Below are 16,600 nucleotides of genomic sequence, written 5' to 3' on the forward strand. Positions count from 1 at the left end.
ATTTGCTCATTGGCATCATCACCAAGAGCTTGTATGAAAATTTATGCGCTTGATAAAATAACTCAAGTAGGATGAAATATAGACACTAAGTATGGAAAAACATACTATGGCTGATAATGACTTCACCATGCAGGACGAGATGCGCCGGGCGTTCGGCATGCTCTCCGGAAAATGGAAGCTGGAGATCATGTGGCTTCTCCATCAGCGAACGTATCGCTTTGGCGAGCTTCGCAAGGGCATTGCCGGGATCACACAGCATATGCTGACGGCGCAGCTTCGAGAGCTTGAGGCAGATGGACTGGTCACCCGGACCGTGTTCGCCGAGGTGCCTCCGCGCGTCGAATACGAATTGACCGAAAAGGCTCGCGGACTCGGACCGATGATGGCCGCCCTGGCGGCTTGGTGGGAAGAATATGGCGGCAGCACTCCGCCAGCGCAAAAGTCGAGGGGGCGCAAGCCAAGGCTATGATCGCCCTCTCCCCTCCTCCTCCAGCTCGACAGCACATCCTGCTCGCGGTTTAGCTTCGACATGGATGGCGCCATAGCCAAGGCTGCCCGGGATCGACCTCGGGAACCTTGAAAGTCAGACATTTGCTCTTTCCGCGCCGCATTGTCCTCCAGCAACGCGATCTGGTCTTCAGCCCCGCGGGCAGCAGCCATCATTCACGGGTCCTTGCTGGGGCGTTACTATTGCGTGACCGCCAACGAGACGGCGTGGAGCGCAGATCCGCAGCCCGGCTGTTCGAATTGATCAGGAGGCACTGCAGCGGGCGCAACCGTTGCACCTGCCATGAAATCTAGCGGCGCTTATCAATCGGCTAAGTATTTCTCTGCCTGCTTTGAAAAGCGGTACCCATCTTTCCTCGACGAATACAGTTTCCCCGTTAGCTGGATTTCGCCCGCGTTATGGACACCTCGCCTTTCACCCGAACAGAAAGGAGCTAGCCTCGGCCGCTCCGTTATCTTGCCCGCGTTGGCCTCAGGGCGGCGGCTGGAGAGATCGGAACGCGGCACGGACTGCTGCCAGCAGCGATCCCGGGGTATAGGGCTTTACCAGCCAGCCAAGCGGCGCTGCCGGTGCCGCACGCGCGTGAGTGGAAGCATCGGAATGGGCACTCGCAAATATCGAGCGCAAACCGTGAGTGCGGAATAGCTCGAGCGCGGTGTCGACACCGTCCATCCGCCCGGCGAGGCGGATATCCATAACCGCAAGAGCCGGACGTTCCGCTGCTGCGACGAGAAGCGCCTCTTCGCCCGAGGCAACAACCGCGACATCAAATCCTGCCGTGGTCAAGGTATTCTCGATTTCCATTGAAATCAGGTAGTCGTCCTCGACGACCAGGATCCGTCCGATCAGCGCTGTGTCCAGCGGCTCTGATGCGAGGATGTTGTTAGGAGGTGAGGAGTCGTTGTGCGATGGAGCAGCGATTTCAGTCATGAGGATAAGTTCCGGAACGTTGATCGGCATGTAATGCTGAATTGCCTATTGCAAATCGAATGCCGCAGCGAGTTCTGGGATTTGTAGCGACGGTCAATTCGCCCTGGAGTTGTCGTGCGAGCCCTTGGACAAGCTTCAGCCCCGACGAGCGGTCGCGAACGGAAGCAAGGTCGAACCCAGGCCCATCGTTCTCGACAAAGAGTTCGAGAGCTTCGCCGTCGCGCTGAAGACCAGCGCGAACGGTTCCTCCGGCAACTCCGTATTTGACCGCGTTTGTCAGAAGCTCGCTGAGGATGAGCGCCAGCGGCATTGCCGAATCATTGGAAATCTCGACGTCTTCGGCATCGGATTGAACTTTGACATTGTTCGGAAACGTTTGCCGGATCGTTTCGCAGACTGCGCGGATAAAATTGCGCGCGTTGAAATGGGTGGAGTTAACCGTCCCGTAGAGGGTCTGCTGCGCAGCCGCCATGGCCGCGACCCTATTGCCGGCCTCACGTAAGACCTCCCGTGCCTCCTGGCTCGCAGCTTTGCGGCCGGCCATACTGAGTAGGGACTGCAGCATCTGCATGTTGTTCTTCACCCGATGGTTCAGTTCGTTGAACAAAAGCCGCTGCTGGGTTTCGGCCTGTTTACGTTCGCTGACATCCACCAGCATGTTGATGCCGCCGACGATTTTGCCGTTCTCATCGCGCAGCGGTGTTGGATAGGGGATGAAGGGGATGCGGATTCCGTCAGGACGCTCCGCGACCGCCTCCACATTGCGGATGGCGCGACCCTCCTTGAGGGCGATCGCCATGGGACACTCGTCGTGCGGCAGCGGCGTACCATCGGGCCAATAGAGCTTCCAGGTAACGCACCACTCGTCGGTGCCGAGCTGGGGCACACGTCCGGAGAGCTCGACGGCGGCCTCATTGAAGAAGGTGATCTTGCCTTCAGCGTCGGTCGTATAAATCGCCGCCGGTATGGCCGCCAGGAGATCTTTCATCTGGCGTTCGCTCGCGCGCAGCTTGGCCTCGGCGGCCTTACGGTCGCTGATGTCGCGCGCGATCTTCGAGGCGCCGATGATGCGGCCCTGGATGTCCCGAATTGGTGAGATCGTCAATGAAATGTCGACAAGGCTGCCATCCTTGCGGCGGCGCACGGTCTCGAAATGGTCGACGATTTCGCCCCTTTTGATCCGGCCAATGATTTCCGGTTCTTCTTCCAGCCGGTCATCTGGAATGAGGAGAGTGATGTTTTGGCCGATCGCCTCTATTGCCTTATAACCGAACAGCCTTTCCGCGCTCGCATTCCACGAGACGATGGTGCCATTGAGATCCTTGCTGACGATCGCGTCGTGAGAGGATTCGACGATGGCGACGAGTTGTCTCGCGGCGCGTTCGGTTTTTTGGCGGGAGGCTTCGATCGTTAGCCGCTCGATCGCAAACCCGAGTTGCCGCGCCACCGTTTGCGCAAACCGGATTTCCGTGTCAGCAAAGGCATGCGCGCGATCGAAATAGGCCATGAACTTGCCGAGCAGTTGTCCCCGCGCCGTGATGGGGACGAAAGCGAGAGCTGCGATACCTTCGCCGCGAACGGAAGCTCTTAAGGCGTCCGGCATGTCGCATTGTTCGATATCTTCGATCGCTACAGGAGGGGGATCTGACATATCGCGAGACCAGGGAGAATGCCCTGCCACCGCTTTGCAGTAAGCCTCCGACAGCCCATGAGCGGCAACGAAGCGAAGGTCTCCTTCGCCGTCATAGAGAACGATGGAGGCGCGGTCGGCCTTTAACGCTCGTCTTATGGTCGTGATGGCTATCTCATAGACGTCCTCAAGGGCGGCGGTGCGCTGGAGCCTATCCGTAAATTCGTAGAGCGCTTCCTGCTGTTCCAGGTGTTGGACGAGAGCGGCCGCAGTTTCCTTCTGTTTCGTGATGTCCTGCTGGACGCGCACTGCGCGCAGCAAGCGGCCTTGAGCATCGCGGACGCTGGATGAGGTGACGGCCGCCCAGATTTTTGTCCCGTCTCTGCGGATGAAACGCTTCTCGTGAACGTAGCTTTCGATCTCGCCGCGAACTTGCCGCTCGAACTGTTGGCGGTCGGCCTCCACGTCCTCCGTCAAAGCGGGATCAAAGATCGATCTCCCCACCAACTCCTCCGCCGAATAGCCCAGCAGATCGCAGAGATGCTCGTTCACACGTTCGAATTTGCCCCCAGCACTCACCTCAGCTATACCCATTCCTGCACGCTCATAGGTCGTTGCGAGCCGTTGATCGCGCTGGCGAACACGCTCTTCCACCCGACGCTGCTCGGTGACGTCGCGGAAGCAATTGATGGCTCCGAGGACCTGACCGTCCTCATCCAGGATCGGCTCTATATCGATCGCTACCCATATCGAGGTAAGGTCCGACCGCTCGATCTTTGCTTCAGCGTCGCGAACTGGAACTCCGGTGCGCAGGACCGCCGCCATCGGCGTCTCCTCGCGCGGGATCAGGCGACTGCCAAAAAAGCGCCTGTAAGCGCCACAATAGAGCTCGCCTTCATGATCAGGTAGCGGCGTTCGCCCCCATAGATCCACGGCGCGCCTGTTGAACCACAGTATTCGTCCGTTCGCATCGCAGGCGTAAACTGCAATGGGTAGCCTCTCAATGATCTCCGGAGCGCTCCTCCAAGCCTCTGCGAAAGGAAAATCGCAGAAGCCGTCGGCGCCCCCCACTTTCTCAGTGCGCATCCGTGCCCGCCTTCGTTAACCTCGATAAACTTGGCAGACGCGAGAAAGTTCCAACGCTTAGTTCGTTATGGTCGGACAATATGCAGGCATCGTAAACTTGATGGCAACGAGGCGCGCCCCATAAGCGTAACCTGTATTGTCAGTCATATCCTCTGACGCGTTCAGCACACTCTTTTGATCTATGAACGATGAAGAGCCGTCTGTACGCCTGCATCCTACAGCGCAGCGCTGGTTGCCAGAGCGTAGAAGGAATGACTTGCGGCGCGCATTCGCTGTCCTCCATGAGGCTCTCGGGGCGGCGCCTACTTTCTCTAAGGCATGGACCGTTTCCGGTCCACGCTCTATTGATCGGTCCTGGGGCCGCCTGAAGGTCCTGGAGGGTTCGGATCCCCTGAACGGGCGCCGGTGGGCTCGCTCCATGGTTTCATCGAGCGGAAATGGAACCCTTCTGGCCCGAATATCGTGCTGAAAATTTCGTCGCGCGTCCTGGACAACGAGAAGGGTCCAACGTCGGGGCTGACTGAACGGTGCGCTGCGTCCGCAACGCACCGGAGAAACGCCGTGCCTTACGCCACCGTCGCCTTGGCATTGGCGGCGGTTTCCGCAAGCTTCGTCAGCTTCTGATCGATGGCCTTCTCTTCCTGCAACGTCTGCTGCAGCAACGTGGCGGCCTCCTTTAGTCCTAACTGCTTGGCCCATTCGATGAGCGTGCCATAGCGCGCGATCTCGTAATGCTCGACGGCTTGCGCCGAGGAGATCAGGCCAGCATCGAGTGCTGCCGTGCCTTTGAATTCCTCGATGATCTCATCGGCCTCGGCGATGATGCCCTGGATTGCTTCGCAGGTTTTTCCGCGCGCAGGCTTGCCGAGAAGCTCGAATACCTGCTCCAGGCGTTCGACATGAGCTTGGGTTTCGTCGCGGTGATGAAGGAAGCCTTGCTTGCCTTCTTCGTTTTGTGCCGCGCGCGCCATCTTGGGCAAGGCCTTCAGGATTTGCTTCTCGGCGTAATAGATGTCTTTCAAAGTTTCCAGAAAGAGATCGTTCAAAGTCTTCTCGGATGCCATCTATGGTTCTCCAACGTCAGCAACAAGGCGATCAATCCGCCTCAGGCGCTGATGCGCGGCGACAGGGTTGAAGTCCGAGGCTTCGGTACCTTCAGCGTGCGCTATCGCCGGTCCAAATCAGGAAGAAATCCCAAGACGAGCATGTCGGTTTTGTCGAGGAGAAATGGGTCCCGTTTTTCAAGGCGGGAAAGGACATGCAGCAGCGCCTTAACCCCACAAGCGAGTTTTATGCGAGTAAAGCCAATCCCGCAGACTGATCGCGATGTATAGCCGCAAGTCGACAAAGGGGAAACATTATCGCGAGAGGGCAAAGTCAAGTGGTTCAAGATGAGTAAGGGGCCACGGCTTTGTGGCGCCTGACTGGCCAGGAGGGTTCGTTCATCTGAGCGAAGTCAGGAGGGTGAAGCTGCCTCATCTGCGGCCAGATGTGCCGATCGTCTATCCGTGGGCGGCCGGGTCTTGCACCGAGGCGGCCCCGCTCGCGACTGGCGAGCATGGACAAAAGTCTCTTCCGCCGCCTTGCCTTTCGAGAAAAGAGGGGGCGGCATGAGGACCGCCCCTCTCGTGCGCTCAGATGCGCGGATCGTTGCGATAGCGCCGTTGTTCGGCGGCGATCTGATCGGGCGTGTAAGGATCGGCCGCTTCGTCGAAACGCGACCATCCTTCGGCGACGTATTTCGCCCGACGGTCCTCGAGGACAACAGGGCGAAGATTGTTGAGGATCGTCTGCGATGGGACGGCCATGTCGTCCTCGACCTTGGCAATCACGACCGAGCCGCCGCGACGCAACGCTTCCGCGTAGATCTCGGCATCCTTCTCCGAAACGCCGGCGTTGATCAGCGCGCCGACGATGCCGCCAGCCGCTCCACCGACCACGGCGCCGGCGACCGCACCTGCGGCGGTCGCCGCCAGCCACCCCGCCGCGACGACCGGACCGACGCCTGGGATAGCCAGCATTCCAAGTCCTGCAAGCAGGCCGCCGGCGCCACCCGCAACTGCGCCGATGCCGGCACCGGTTCCGGCGCCCTCAGCGGCATTGTTGCCCTGGCCCTCAACCTCCTGCTTCCCGTCCTTGCGGGAAACGATGCTGATATGGTCGGAGGGCACGCCCGAATCTTCTAGGGTTTTCACGGCCGATCTTGCGTCATCATAGCTGTCATAAAGTGCGCTGACATATTTCATGGGTGTATCCTCTTCGTTGTTGTCTCGATCGGATCGCGGCTGCGATCAATTTGCCATCACGACGTTGCCCTGGAAGTCCAACGAGACGTTCGCCTGCTTGCCATCCTTGGTGGCCGTTGCCCGCCACACGCCCTGGTCGTCCAGTTTCAATCCGGAAACGTCCTTATAGCCTGCATCTTCCATTCGCGACTTCGCCTGTGCCTCGGTGAAGCTGTTCTTGCCGGCAACGGGTGCCCCCGGGTTTGTCTCACCTGAGCTAGATACCGCAGGGGTCGTCTGAGACGTTGTGGGCGTCTGGCTTTGCGCAAATGCCGAAGGGGCTGCAAGGCATGCGACGGCTACGGTAAAAGCCAATATTTTCATGGAGTTCCTCCGGTTTCATGTCGAGTTTCGACTACGCAGAGACAACACCTCGGGTGCTAGAATGTTCCCTCCGTTTGGGGCGCTTTGCATCGGCTTGGAAAGGGCTTCATCGGAGTGTGAGCCAGAGAGGGTCGGGCTACGTAAAGGAAGGCGCCTGTGGGATGGGTTCCGAGGGTTGCGTCGCGTCAATGTCTCAATGGCGGGAAGCCGCCAAAGAGATCGACGTCGTCCCAAGCACCCGCAAATGAACGGGTGCGTTGGTATGGGATCGGACCCTAAGCTCTTCTATATTTCATCATTCCGGATCGGTTCGTCAGTGTGACTTACTGGCACGCTTTTAAATTGCCGTCACTCTCAGCATTGTATCGTTTTAGTTGCGCGCCTGGGCTTCTCGAACAATTGACCAATTGTCAGTGCTGCACGAACTCTATCCCAATCTCGTGGCCACGATCGGCATCGGCGTTTCAAATCGATGTTAGGAAAATGTAGCATGGGAGACGCACCCGGCGGAGCGCAAGTTTACCGTTGCTGGCCGCATAGCGCGTCGGATTCGCATGGAATGAAGGGGCCTCTTCCGGAGGCCCCTCGGCACTATTCTAGGATGCGAACGACCTTACGCGTCTGTGGTTGGACGATGACGCGCTTGTGGTTCACGACGGCATAGGCGTAGGTCGGGTTGTCGGGGACCGGTGTGACGACAACCGCTTCCGGCAGCGCGCGACCCACGACGATTTGGTCTTGCACGACAGCCTCGGTGGAAGGCAGGGGCTGCTCCTGAACGTAAGTGACGACTTTTTGCGGGGGCGGGTCGATCGCGCTGCCGACAATCGCGCCGGTGACGCCCCCGACTGCAGCGCCGACGGGGCCACCTACGACTGCTCCGGTCACGGCACCACCGGCGGCGCCTGTGACTGTGGAAGACTGCGCGAAGGCTGAACCAGCGAGAAGGCCGAAAGCGGCGGCTGAAACAATAAGATTCGTTCTCATAGCATTCTCCTTTAATGCGAGCTCTTGTGAGCTGAAAGGAGAATTGCTCAACCATCAAAATGTTCCTCTTCAGTTACCATCGACAGCCATCACGAGTTAGCCGCTGCCTTTCCCTGAATATTTCATCCTCAAAGGAACTTTCAGCTCGCCAATCGAGTTGCTTGGATCGAAATTGGGAGATCATCAAATATGGAAACACAACGGCCTTTCGCACGGCACCGGCCGATAAGAGGTGCTGCCTATTCTCTCGCGGATTTCCAGAAGAAATACGGACTCGATGACGCGACGGCCGAAGACCTGTTCGTGCGGTTCGGCCCCTCTTCTGTCGAGCTTGATTTGCTCATGGCAGCGAAGTGGAAGATTTTTTCCTTCGACGATCTGACCAAGGAAATGTCCTTGCAACAGGCTCGCCCTAAGGAAACCAATCCGTCGTTAACCAAGAGAAGAAACTTCAATGGCCGTCAACGCAGACAAAAATGACGAAAAGCGCCCCGAGCATACTTGCATGATTTGAGAGGAAGAAAGAGGCCGGACGGGGTGCCATTTGAGTGAAACGATAAGGCTGGTGGAGAAAAGCATGCCTTTCGAGACGACGATCGAGGGCATCACAAACAAACTACCGCCCCCTGATCGAGTTACCGGCTGCTTAGCGGTATTTAAGTGGCGCTGAGCTGTCCGCAATGGCGGCGTAGATCGCCACAGCCGGTCCCGTTGTATCGGAATGTGTGGGAGGTGGGTGAACACTCAGACACCTTGCTCCTTTTGTGCCCAGACAAGCGCACTTTTGAAGTTGACCAAGCGTTCGCGCCGCGCCTGCGATTCGACTGGGGCGGGAAGCGGCAATCTCAGCTTTTGTCCCAAACACCTGGATGGCTTAGGTGACACCGACCGCGCGCCAGTTTGAGCCGCTGGTGAGCGGACGCAGGATCGAAATGGCTGGTTCGTTACGTTGTCGGGACGGTTCCCCCGTCAATGACGTACTCGGCCCCTGTAATCGATCCGGCTCGAGGAGATGCAAGAAAGGCGATCAGATCGGCAACCTCCTGCGGTCTCGCTGGACGGCCGAGCGGCACTCCTCCGAGCGAGTCCATGATGATCTTCTTCACTCCCTCGTAGTCAGTCTTGACCTGCTCTGCGAGTCTTTCGGCAAAACGAACGGCCGCTTCGGTCTCGATCCAGCCCGGCGACACCCTGACCACGCGCACGCCCTTAGGCGTCACCTCTTTGGAGAGGCTTTTGCTATAAGTCGAAAGCGCTGCCTTAGCAGCTGCATAGGCCGTGGTCGATTCGGGAAGCGGCAGTTTGTTTTGAATAGACGTGACATGGACAATGACGCCCGCACCCTGTTCCAACATTGCGGGCAGCAGCGCGCGATCTATCCGCACAGAAGTCATCAGGTTCAAGTTAATCGCGGTCTGCCATAGTTCGTCGCTTAGCGCAGCATAGCCTCCAGGAGGAGCTTCTGATCCACCAATGACATTGACTACGACGTCAATGCCGCCAAGCCGATCGAGTGCCGCCTGCGCGGCCATCTGGCAGCCTTCTGCAGTTGTCAGGTCCGCTGCGACGTAGCTCACACCGTCGGGAAACGCATCGGGAGCCGAACGCGCGGTGGCAACGACCCTTGCACCCGCAATTCGCAGCGTCTCGACAACCGCCGCCCCCACCCCTTTGGTGCCGCCCGTCACAAACGCCCGATGTCCAACAAGTCCAAGGTCGAAAGTCACAGGGTGATCTCCAGCGATACGATCTTATCACCCCGCAAAGTGAAAGCGTATCGCAGATCCAACGGGCTCCCGGGAAAATCGCCAACCAAGTGAGCGGTTACGATCGTCCGCCCTTCTTTTACGTCGACCGCAAAGGGGTCCGCGGTGTATTTGTACTTCTTCGCCGAGGTCTCCTTCCATTCTTGAATTGCATCTCGGCCGACGTATGTATTCCCTTCATCGATGACGACACCGTCCTCGGTAAAGCAATCTGCTACATCCTTCTTGGCGTTCCTGTCCGCCTCATAGTATGCCGATATCGGCGTTGGCAGCTTTATCGTCATGAAACACCTCTCTATCTGAACACAGTTGGCCTTCGGCCTCATTGCTCGGGAGAAAGCTATGTGTATGGTATCGTAATGACAAGAACGGACAAAAAAGTAAGGTACCCACCGAAAAGTAGGGAAGCATACACGCCGGTATCTGCTGCCGAGGATGTGGAGCAAACCCTCAAGATACTGGAGGGACGCTGGAAGTTGGTAATTCTCTTCCATCTGTTCGGGGGCAAGGTGCTGCGTTTCTCTGATCTCGAGCGCGCGATTCCAGATGTTTCGCAGAAAATGCTCATCCAGCAACTGCGGCAGCTTGAGGCGGATGGAGTTGTCCGCCGCATCGTCCACCATCAGGTTCCGCCCAAGGTCGAATACAGCCTGACCAGTTGGGGCCAAGATCTGTGCCCGGCACTTGATGCCTTGTTGATATGGGCGGCCAAGCGCGACAGCTAGGTTGATGAGAAAGTGCGGTGGACCACGTGGATTGGCTTATCATGGAGCGAGACGTTCCTTGGTCGACGGATCGGGTCTGTTGAAATGCTCGTTGTCATCTGCGAACCGCGCGACGAGGTCGGGATTGGCGAGAAACAGCACCCCACAGGCGACGGCATCGGCGAGACGAGCGCCGATCAGGGCTGCTCCCTTGGCCGTATCGAAACCGGTATTCGCTCTCGCCGCCGTGGGCGTGATGGTAACGCCAGGTCTGTAGACGAAGGATGACGAGGGTTCGGCTTCGCATGCGTCGGTGGACGGCTGGTAGTTACGAATGAAGTGAAGGTCGGGAGCCCCACCGACCACCGTCATTCCTCGGTGTCGTAGACGGCCACGCATCGATCGGCGTTTCGGTGAAGCAGGTGAGTTTACGGCTGGCCGCCGCCGCCCGCCGCGCCGTAAACCTGTCCCGTGGCGTAGCTCGCCTGGGGGTCTGCGAGCTGCACGTAGATCGATGCAAGTTCCGCGGGCTGACCGGGACGGCCCATCGGTGTGTCGCCGCCGAACTTTTCGAGCTTTTCCATCGTCGCTCCGCCGCTGACCTGAAGCGGCGTCCAGATCGGACCGGGCGCGACGCCGTTAACGCGAATGCCCTTCGGACCGAGTTGCTTCGCCATCGACTTGGTGAAGTTCATCATTGCCGCCTTGGTCATCGCGTAATCGACGAGGTTCTCCGACGGGTCGTAGGCCTGCTCCGACGCCGTCTGAATGATCGTCGCACCTGGCTTCATGTGTTTGAGGGCAGCCTTCGTCAGAAGAAACGTCGCATAGATGTTAGTCTTCATCGTCGCGTCGAAGGCCTCGTAGGTGATGTCGTCAATCGACTTAGCCTGCTGTTGTCGCCCGGCGTTGTTCACGAGGATGTCGAGACCGCCCAGCGCCTTGACCGCATCGTCGACCAGTTTTTCACAGAAGGCGGCGTCACGGAGATCACCGGGCAACGCCACGCCCTTTCGGCCTTCCTTCTCGATGAGGGCGATGACTTCCTTCGCATCGGGCTCCTCGTCGGGCAGATAGTTGATGGCGACGTCTGCGCCCTCGCGGGCATAGGCGATGGCTGCGGCGCGTCCCATTCCGGAATCGCCTCCGGTGATCAGCGCCTTGCGCCCAGCGAGACGGCCGGAGCCCTTATAGGATATCTCGCCATGATCCGGCTTGGGGTTCATCTTGCCGGCAAGGCCGGGAAACGGCTGGCTCTGCTTCTGGAACGGCGGCTTCGGGTACTTCGTTGTGGGATCGTCCATTTGCGTGTCCTCCTGCATGTTCGAAATCGACCAGACGACGCTTGAAAAGACCGGCGCCGCGAGCGTCGCGCTTGCTTCCGCAAGTACGGATCGTCGGCTGATCGGAAATCGGTGCTGGAATTTCATGGCTGCGGCCTTCGACGTGCGGGCGTCACCGCCCAGGGCATCAACCAAGGTGGCGCTGTAATGTTCCATTCACCGGAACCAAGCGCCGGCCCTATGTGTTGCTTAGTCGAACCAGGAGTATCGTCATGCCGCACCTCGACATTCGCGACCTGCAGATTGCGTTCGACGAATCCGGAGCACGCGGCGGCTATCCCGTTCTCCTGTTGCATGGATGGCCCGACGACGCCTCCACTTGGAAGGCTGTGTCGTCAAACCTGCAGGACCGAAACCTTCGCCTCATTGCGCCTTACCTTCGCGGCTTCGGCGGAACCGTTTTCCGGAACGACAAGGCGTTGCGCACCGCGAACGGCGCGGTTCTCGCAATGGATGCGATCGCCCTCATGGACGGTCTCGGCATCGAGAGGTTCTCCGTCGTCGGTCACGACTGGGGCTCGAATATCGCCGAAGCTCTTGCCATTGGATGGCCGGACCGGGTCGATAGGATGGCGCTTCTTTCCTCGCTACCGCGCATGGGCGGACTGAAGATGCCGCCCTTCCGGCAGGCGCAGCGCTATTGGTATCATTGGTTCATGGCAACGAAGCGCGGCGCCGACGCAATCAAGAAGGATCCGCACGGCTTCGCGCGGCTTCAATGGGAAAACTGGAGCCCCGACGGCTGGTTCGACGAGGAGACGTTCGCCGCCGTATCGAAATCCTTCGACAATCCGGACTGGGTAGCCATTACCCTCCACAGCTACAGAGTTAGGTGGGGCGAAGCCGAGCCCGATCCGCAAAGCGTCTGGCTCGAAGACCGTATCAGGGAGACGCGATCCCTTTCTCTCCCCACGGTTTATTTTCAGGGCATGGATGACGGTGTCAATCCGCCGGAATTGTCAGAAGATCTGCACAAGAAGTTTTCCGGTCCCTTCGACCGGATTGTCCTTCAGAACGTCGGGCACTTCCCACAGCGGGAGGATCCGGAAACGGTGGCTCGGGAGCTCTCGATCTTCCTTAAAGGGTGAAACCCGTTCACTCCGCGCGAACGCGGCCGATCAGACTTCTTGGGGACAGAACAAGATTAGTGCGAAATCCTGCGCTCTAAGAGGAATGCCGTTGGCCGTGCCGATCAATGGAACATTATTCCGCTCGATCAAGTGGCAGGAGCCGCATTTCCGGTTGGCCGGGCGCAAGCACCGCCGGGAGAAATCAAACGATAGATGTTCGCGGCTTGCTAGCGCGCCAAATGTAACACCGGCCTGACGACGAGAATGCGGGCAATCGCCGCAACGCCGTTCAAGCACACCAAGCCGGCGGCAGCCACTAGATTGATCAGCACGACCTTTGCGATGATGGATAAGGAAAAGGCACCGTCTCCAGAAGGAAGAAATGCCGTGGCGGCAAAAAGGATGCCTTCGTAAGCGACCAGTGCGGCAGCGAAAGCCGCAGCCCAAGCGAGGAAGCTGCAGATTTGACCCGCGCGACAAGCGTGGCTGCCAGGAACGCCGCCAGGGCTGCGAAGCCGATGGCGATGCCCCATGCATAGCTGTCCCAATTACGCGGATAGCCAAGAATAAAATACCCAACCATCTGGTTGGCTAACCAGGCGAGCAGCACAGCAGTGAAAGCCATCCGGCGCGGCAGCATGATTACTGAGACAGTAGCCAATGCCACAAAAGGCGTGATGCAGGCAAAAACCGTGCTGAGGGCGACACTGGCACCGGCGATGATCAGTACCCAGGCAGCTGCAAAGGCCGGCGCGGAGGCACGTAGCGGAAACTGGCGGCGGTTGATCATCTCGAGTCACCCGATGAAACGTCGATGACGATTTATATCGCAGCTTCCGGCAAAAATCCAATCCGACGCGGCAATGCGGACGCGCGCAAAATTAGAAAATCAATGGCGTACAGCGTCTCTGCCCAATACTACAAGCGCCCTTCTTAAGCTGCCGATATTGACACTCCGCCAGCCTTGGTCTCATGGTGGTCTTGCATCTTCAAGGTCGAGGAAGCCGGTGAAAATCCGGCGCGGTCGCGCCACTGTAAGAGATGCGGCCCTATGGGGCTGTATCGCGAGCCAGACCCTCAACCTGAATAGGCATGTACCAACCCAGGACGCGCAATCCCCAGGAGTTCACCATGACAAGCGCTGCTTTCGCACCAACCGTTTCACCTGCTCTTCCCATACCATTGCGGGATATTGTCCCGTGGGCAATTTTTGCTGGCCTTCTCTGCCTGCTGGCGATTTACTTTGTCGGCGCCGAAGAAGGCGCAACGTCAATCATCCATGGCATGTATGTCCATGAATGGGTGCATGACGGTCGCCATCTGCTCGGTTTTCCCTGCCACTAAGAGGGACCTTTAAATGGTAAGAGATTTACTCGTTCGCGGGATGCTTGTCGGCATCATCGCCGGACTTATCAGTTTTGGCTTTTTGAAGCTCTACGGAGAACCGCAGGTAGACCGTGCGATCGCTTTTGAATCGCAGATGGATGAGGCAAAGGCGAAAGAAGAGATGGCTAAGGGCATGGCCATGCCATCTGAAGAGCCGGAACTCGTCAGCCGACCGATGCAGGCCAGTTGGGGCCTATTGACGGGCGTCATGGTCTACTGCACGGCTTTCGGCGGATTGTTCGCACTGACCTTCGCGTTTTCCTACGGACGCTTTGGTGGCACGGCCTCCCCACGGGTTTCTGCCGCCCTGGTTGCCCTGACGGGTTTCATTTCGGTCTATCTCGTGCCGAATATCAAGTATCCGGCAAATCCGCCATCGATCGGCAATCCTGAAACGATCGCTCCTCGAACCGAACTTTACTTCGGCATGATCCTGATCTCCGTCATCAGCATGATCTTCGCAGCAAAACTTCGCAGCGGCTTGATAGCTCGTTGGGGAGCCTGGAATGCGACGTTTATCGTAACCGCCGTTTACTTTGCGGTTGTCTTTCTCGCTGGACAGCTTCTGCCAGGGATCAATGAAGTTCCGGAAGGCTTCCCGGCCGATTTGCTCTGGAAGTTCCGCGTCGCGTCGATGGTTGCTCAGATACTGATGTGGGGCACATTAGGCCTTGTGTTCGGCGCAGTCGTCGAGCGCATTGTTCCGACATCACGCGCGTCGGGTCGTTTGGCCATTCATTGAAACGTGCGACCGGCCGCTCACCCTTGTGTGGCCGGTCACGCTATATCGCGAAAACGGGCCAAGAGGACCATAGTCTCCCTTGTCCTGGATCCGCCGATTCATCGGTAAATCGAAATATCCCGCCTCAATTTGCTTGATCGATGCAACCTTCGACTGGATGGCGGACTTAAAGCGCTGCTCAGAAATTCCAATCCTCATCCTCTGTGGCGACCGCCTTGCCGATCACATAGGACGAGCCCGAGCCAGAAAAGAAGTCGTGGTTCTCATCCGCATTCGGCGACAACGCCGAGAGGATGGCCGGGTTGACCTTGCAGGCTTCGGCGGGGAAGAGCGCCTCGTAGCCGAGGTTCATCAGCGCCTTGTTGGCGTTGTAATGCAAGAACTTCTTGACGTCTTCTGTTAGCCCGACGCCGTCATAGAGCGCTTCGGTATATTTAGCCTCGTTGTCATAAAGCTCCAGCAGAAGATCGAAGGCAAAGTCCTTGATCTCCTGGCGTTGCTCGTCCGAAAGCCGCTCAAGCCCGCGCTGAAATTTGTAGCCGATGTAATAGCCATGCACGGCTTCGTCGCGGATGATGAGGCGGATCATATCGGCTGTGTTGGTGAGCTTGGCGCGGCTCGACCAGAACATCGGCAGATAGAAGCCGGAATAGAACAGGAAGCTCTCAAGGAAGACGCTCGCGACTTTCTTCTTCAAGGGATCGCCAGAGGCATATTGCTCGATGATCAGCGTAGACTTCTTCTGTAGGAATTCGTTCTCCTCCGACCAGCGATAGGCATCATCGACATCGGGCGTCAGGCAGAGCGTCGAAAAGATCGAGGAATAGGAGCGCGCGTGCACCGCTTCCATGAAGGAGATGTTCGACAGCACCGCTTCTTCATGCGGGGTTACGGCATCAGCCATCAGCTTTACGGCGCCGACACCATTCTGGATCGTGTCGAGCAGCGTCAGGCCGGTGAAGACGCGGATGGTGAGCTGCTGCTCCTCAGGCTTCAGTGTCGCCCAGGATTGAATGTCGTTCGACAAGGGCACCTTTTCCGGCAGCCAGAAATTGCCGGTCAGGCGGTTCCAGACTTCGAGATCCTTATCGTCTTCAATGCGGTTCCAGTTGATGGCGCGAACGCGGCTTGCCGGCTTGAATTGCATGTTCATTGTCATCGTCCTTCAAGGGTTCAGAGCGTGCAGGAAACGCAGCCCTGAACCTGCGTGCCTTCGAGCGCCATCTGGCGAAGCCGGATGTAGTAGATGGTCTTGATGCCCTTCTTCCAGGCGTAGATCTGCGCCTTGTTGATATCGCGCGTGGTTGCGGTGTCACGGAAGAACAGCGTCAGCGACAAGCCCTGGTCGACATGCTGGGTCGCGGCCGCATAGGTGTCGATGATCTTTTCCGGCCCGATCTCGTAGGCGTCCTGGTAATAGTCGAGATTGTCGTTCGTCATGAAGGCGGCCGGGTAATAGACGCGGCCGATCTTGCCTTCCTTGCGGATCTCGATCTTGGAAACGATCGGATGGATCGAGGAGGTCGAGTGGTTGATATAGGAGATCGAGCCCGTGGGCGGCACGGCCTGGAGGTTCTGGTTATAGAGCCCGCCTTCCATGACGGCCTTCTTTAACGCAAGCCAATCCTCCTGCGTCGGGATAGCGATACCGGCTTTCTCAAAGATTTCGGCCACACGTCCGGTCGCCGGCTTCCATTCCTGGTTCGTGTATTTGTCGAAATATTCGCCGGAAGCGTATTTCGAATTCTCGAAGCCCTTGAAGCTTTGGCCTCGCTCGACCGCAAGCAGGTTCGAGCCGCGAATGGCGTGGTAGGTCACCGTATAGAAATAGATATTGGT

Annotated in this window: 17 protein-coding genes, 3 pseudogenes and 1 riboswitch; of the genes and pseudogenes, 7 read left to right on the forward strand and 13 right to left on the reverse strand. The window is 58.0% G+C overall.

Going from position 1 to position 16,600, the window contains the following annotated elements:
• Positions 1–91 precede the first annotated feature (91 nt).
• The gene (locus tag AC13QY_RS31325; protein WP_488494524.1) at positions 92–469 is read left to right on the forward strand and encodes a winged helix-turn-helix transcriptional regulator; all 378 of its coding nucleotides are present in this window, start codon (positions 92–94) and stop codon (positions 467–469) included.
• A gap of 510 nt (positions 470–979) precedes the next feature.
• On the opposite strand, the gene AC13QY_RS31330 is transcribed toward AC13QY_RS31325, so the two are convergent.
• The 3 genes from AC13QY_RS31330 to AC13QY_RS31340 form a co-directional block, all read right to left on the reverse strand.
• On the reverse strand, positions 980–1,438 hold the full coding sequence (locus tag AC13QY_RS31330) for a response regulator (protein WP_488494525.1): 459 nt from the start codon (positions 1,436–1,438) through the stop codon (positions 980–982).
• On the reverse strand, positions 1,431–4,154 hold the full coding sequence (locus AC13QY_RS31335) for a PAS domain S-box protein (protein ID WP_488494526.1): 2,724 nt from the start codon (positions 4,152–4,154) through the stop codon (positions 1,431–1,433). Before AC13QY_RS31335 ends, AC13QY_RS31330 begins: the two co-directional genes overlap by 8 nt.
• Before the next feature lie 566 nt (positions 4,155–4,720).
• Positions 4,721–5,218: a YciE/YciF ferroxidase family protein gene (locus AC13QY_RS31340; protein ID WP_488494527.1), complete on the reverse strand. Its 498-nt coding sequence runs from the start codon at positions 5,216–5,218 to the stop codon at positions 4,721–4,723.
• Here AC13QY_RS31340 and AC13QY_RS31345 point away from each other — a divergent pair.
• Positions 5,162–5,475 (forward strand): annotated as a pseudogene (locus tag AC13QY_RS31345) (HU family DNA-binding protein). The gene AC13QY_RS31340 and the pseudogene AC13QY_RS31345 overlap by 57 nt on opposite strands.
• Positions 5,476–5,788: 313 nt before the next feature.
• Here AC13QY_RS31345 and AC13QY_RS31350 read toward each other — a convergent pair.
• The 3 genes from AC13QY_RS31350 to AC13QY_RS31360 form a co-directional block, all read right to left on the reverse strand.
• Positions 5,789–6,400, reverse strand: coding sequence for a general stress protein (locus AC13QY_RS31350; protein ID WP_488494528.1), 612 nt, complete (start codon positions 6,398–6,400; stop codon positions 5,789–5,791).
• A gap of 45 nt (positions 6,401–6,445) precedes the next feature.
• Complete coding sequence (locus AC13QY_RS31355) at positions 6,446–6,763, reverse strand: PepSY domain-containing protein (protein WP_488494529.1); 318 nt, start codon at positions 6,761–6,763, stop codon at positions 6,446–6,448.
• Between the two features lie 591 nt (positions 6,764–7,354).
• A complete protein-coding gene (locus AC13QY_RS31360; protein WP_488494530.1) occupies positions 7,355–7,750 on the reverse strand; it encodes a DUF1236 domain-containing protein in 396 nt (131 codons plus the stop codon).
• Between the two features lie 189 nt (positions 7,751–7,939).
• Here AC13QY_RS31360 and AC13QY_RS31365 point away from each other — a divergent pair, with 189 nt between their 5' ends.
• A complete protein-coding gene (locus AC13QY_RS31365) occupies positions 7,940–8,230 on the forward strand; it encodes a hypothetical protein (protein ID WP_488494531.1) in 291 nt (96 codons plus the stop codon).
• A 464-nt stretch (positions 8,231–8,694) separates the two neighbouring features.
• Here the strand turns inward: AC13QY_RS31365 and AC13QY_RS31370 are convergent, their stop codons facing one another.
• Complete coding sequence (locus AC13QY_RS31370) at positions 8,695–9,477, reverse strand: SDR family oxidoreductase (protein WP_488494532.1); 783 nt, start codon at positions 9,475–9,477, stop codon at positions 8,695–8,697.
• Complete coding sequence (locus tag AC13QY_RS31375) at positions 9,474–9,800, reverse strand: nuclear transport factor 2 family protein (protein WP_488494533.1); 327 nt, start codon at positions 9,798–9,800, stop codon at positions 9,474–9,476. Before AC13QY_RS31375 ends, AC13QY_RS31370 begins: the two co-directional genes overlap by 4 nt.
• Before the next feature lie 75 nt (positions 9,801–9,875).
• Here AC13QY_RS31375 and AC13QY_RS31380 point away from each other — a divergent pair, with 75 nt between their 5' ends.
• Positions 9,876–10,241 (forward strand): winged helix-turn-helix transcriptional regulator, encoded by a 366-nt coding sequence (locus AC13QY_RS31380; protein WP_488494541.1) that lies wholly within the window; start codon positions 9,876–9,878, stop codon positions 10,239–10,241.
• A gap of 39 nt (positions 10,242–10,280) precedes the next feature.
• Here AC13QY_RS31380 and AC13QY_RS31385 read toward each other — a convergent pair whose 3' ends face one another.
• Positions 10,281–10,592 (reverse strand): hypothetical protein, encoded by a 312-nt coding sequence (locus AC13QY_RS31385; protein WP_488494534.1) that lies wholly within the window; start codon positions 10,590–10,592, stop codon positions 10,281–10,283.
• 56 nt (positions 10,593–10,648) lie between these two features.
• Positions 10,649–11,542 (reverse strand): SDR family oxidoreductase, encoded by an 894-nt coding sequence (locus AC13QY_RS31390; RefSeq protein ID WP_488494542.1) that lies wholly within the window; start codon positions 11,540–11,542, stop codon positions 10,649–10,651.
• 233 nt (positions 11,543–11,775) lie between these two features.
• On the opposite strand from AC13QY_RS31390, the gene AC13QY_RS31395 reads away from it, so the two are divergent.
• Complete coding sequence (locus tag AC13QY_RS31395; protein WP_488494535.1) at positions 11,776–12,651, forward strand: alpha/beta fold hydrolase; 876 nt, start codon at positions 11,776–11,778, stop codon at positions 12,649–12,651.
• Positions 12,652–12,860: 209 nt separating this feature from the next.
• Here AC13QY_RS31395 and AC13QY_RS31400 read toward each other — a convergent pair.
• Positions 12,861–13,423, reverse strand: a pseudogene (locus AC13QY_RS31400) (hypothetical protein).
• Positions 13,424–13,608: 185 nt separating this feature from the next.
• Positions 13,609–13,732, forward strand: a riboswitch (cobalamin riboswitch).
• Positions 13,733–13,764: 32 nt separating this feature from the next.
• On the opposite strand from AC13QY_RS31400, the gene AC13QY_RS31405 reads away from it, so the two are divergent.
• Positions 13,765–13,977: a CbtB domain-containing protein gene (locus tag AC13QY_RS31405; protein WP_145636956.1), complete on the forward strand. Its 213-nt coding sequence runs from the start codon at positions 13,765–13,767 to the stop codon at positions 13,975–13,977.
• A 13-nt stretch (positions 13,978–13,990) separates the two neighbouring features.
• Positions 13,991–14,761 (forward strand): CbtA family protein, encoded by a 771-nt coding sequence (locus AC13QY_RS31410; protein WP_488494536.1) that lies wholly within the window; start codon positions 13,991–13,993, stop codon positions 14,759–14,761.
• Positions 14,762–14,939: 178 nt separating this feature from the next.
• Here the strand turns inward: AC13QY_RS31410 and nrdF are convergent, their stop codons facing one another.
• Positions 14,940–15,914 (reverse strand): class 1b ribonucleoside-diphosphate reductase subunit beta, encoded by a 975-nt coding sequence (gene nrdF / locus AC13QY_RS31415; protein WP_488494537.1) that lies wholly within the window; start codon positions 15,912–15,914, stop codon positions 14,940–14,942.
• A gap of 20 nt (positions 15,915–15,934) precedes the next feature.
• Positions 15,935–16,600, reverse strand: a pseudogene (locus AC13QY_RS31420) (class 1b ribonucleoside-diphosphate reductase subunit alpha); the annotation flags it as partial.

The organism is Martinezella sp. CNPSo 3795 (assembly GCF_057784475.1).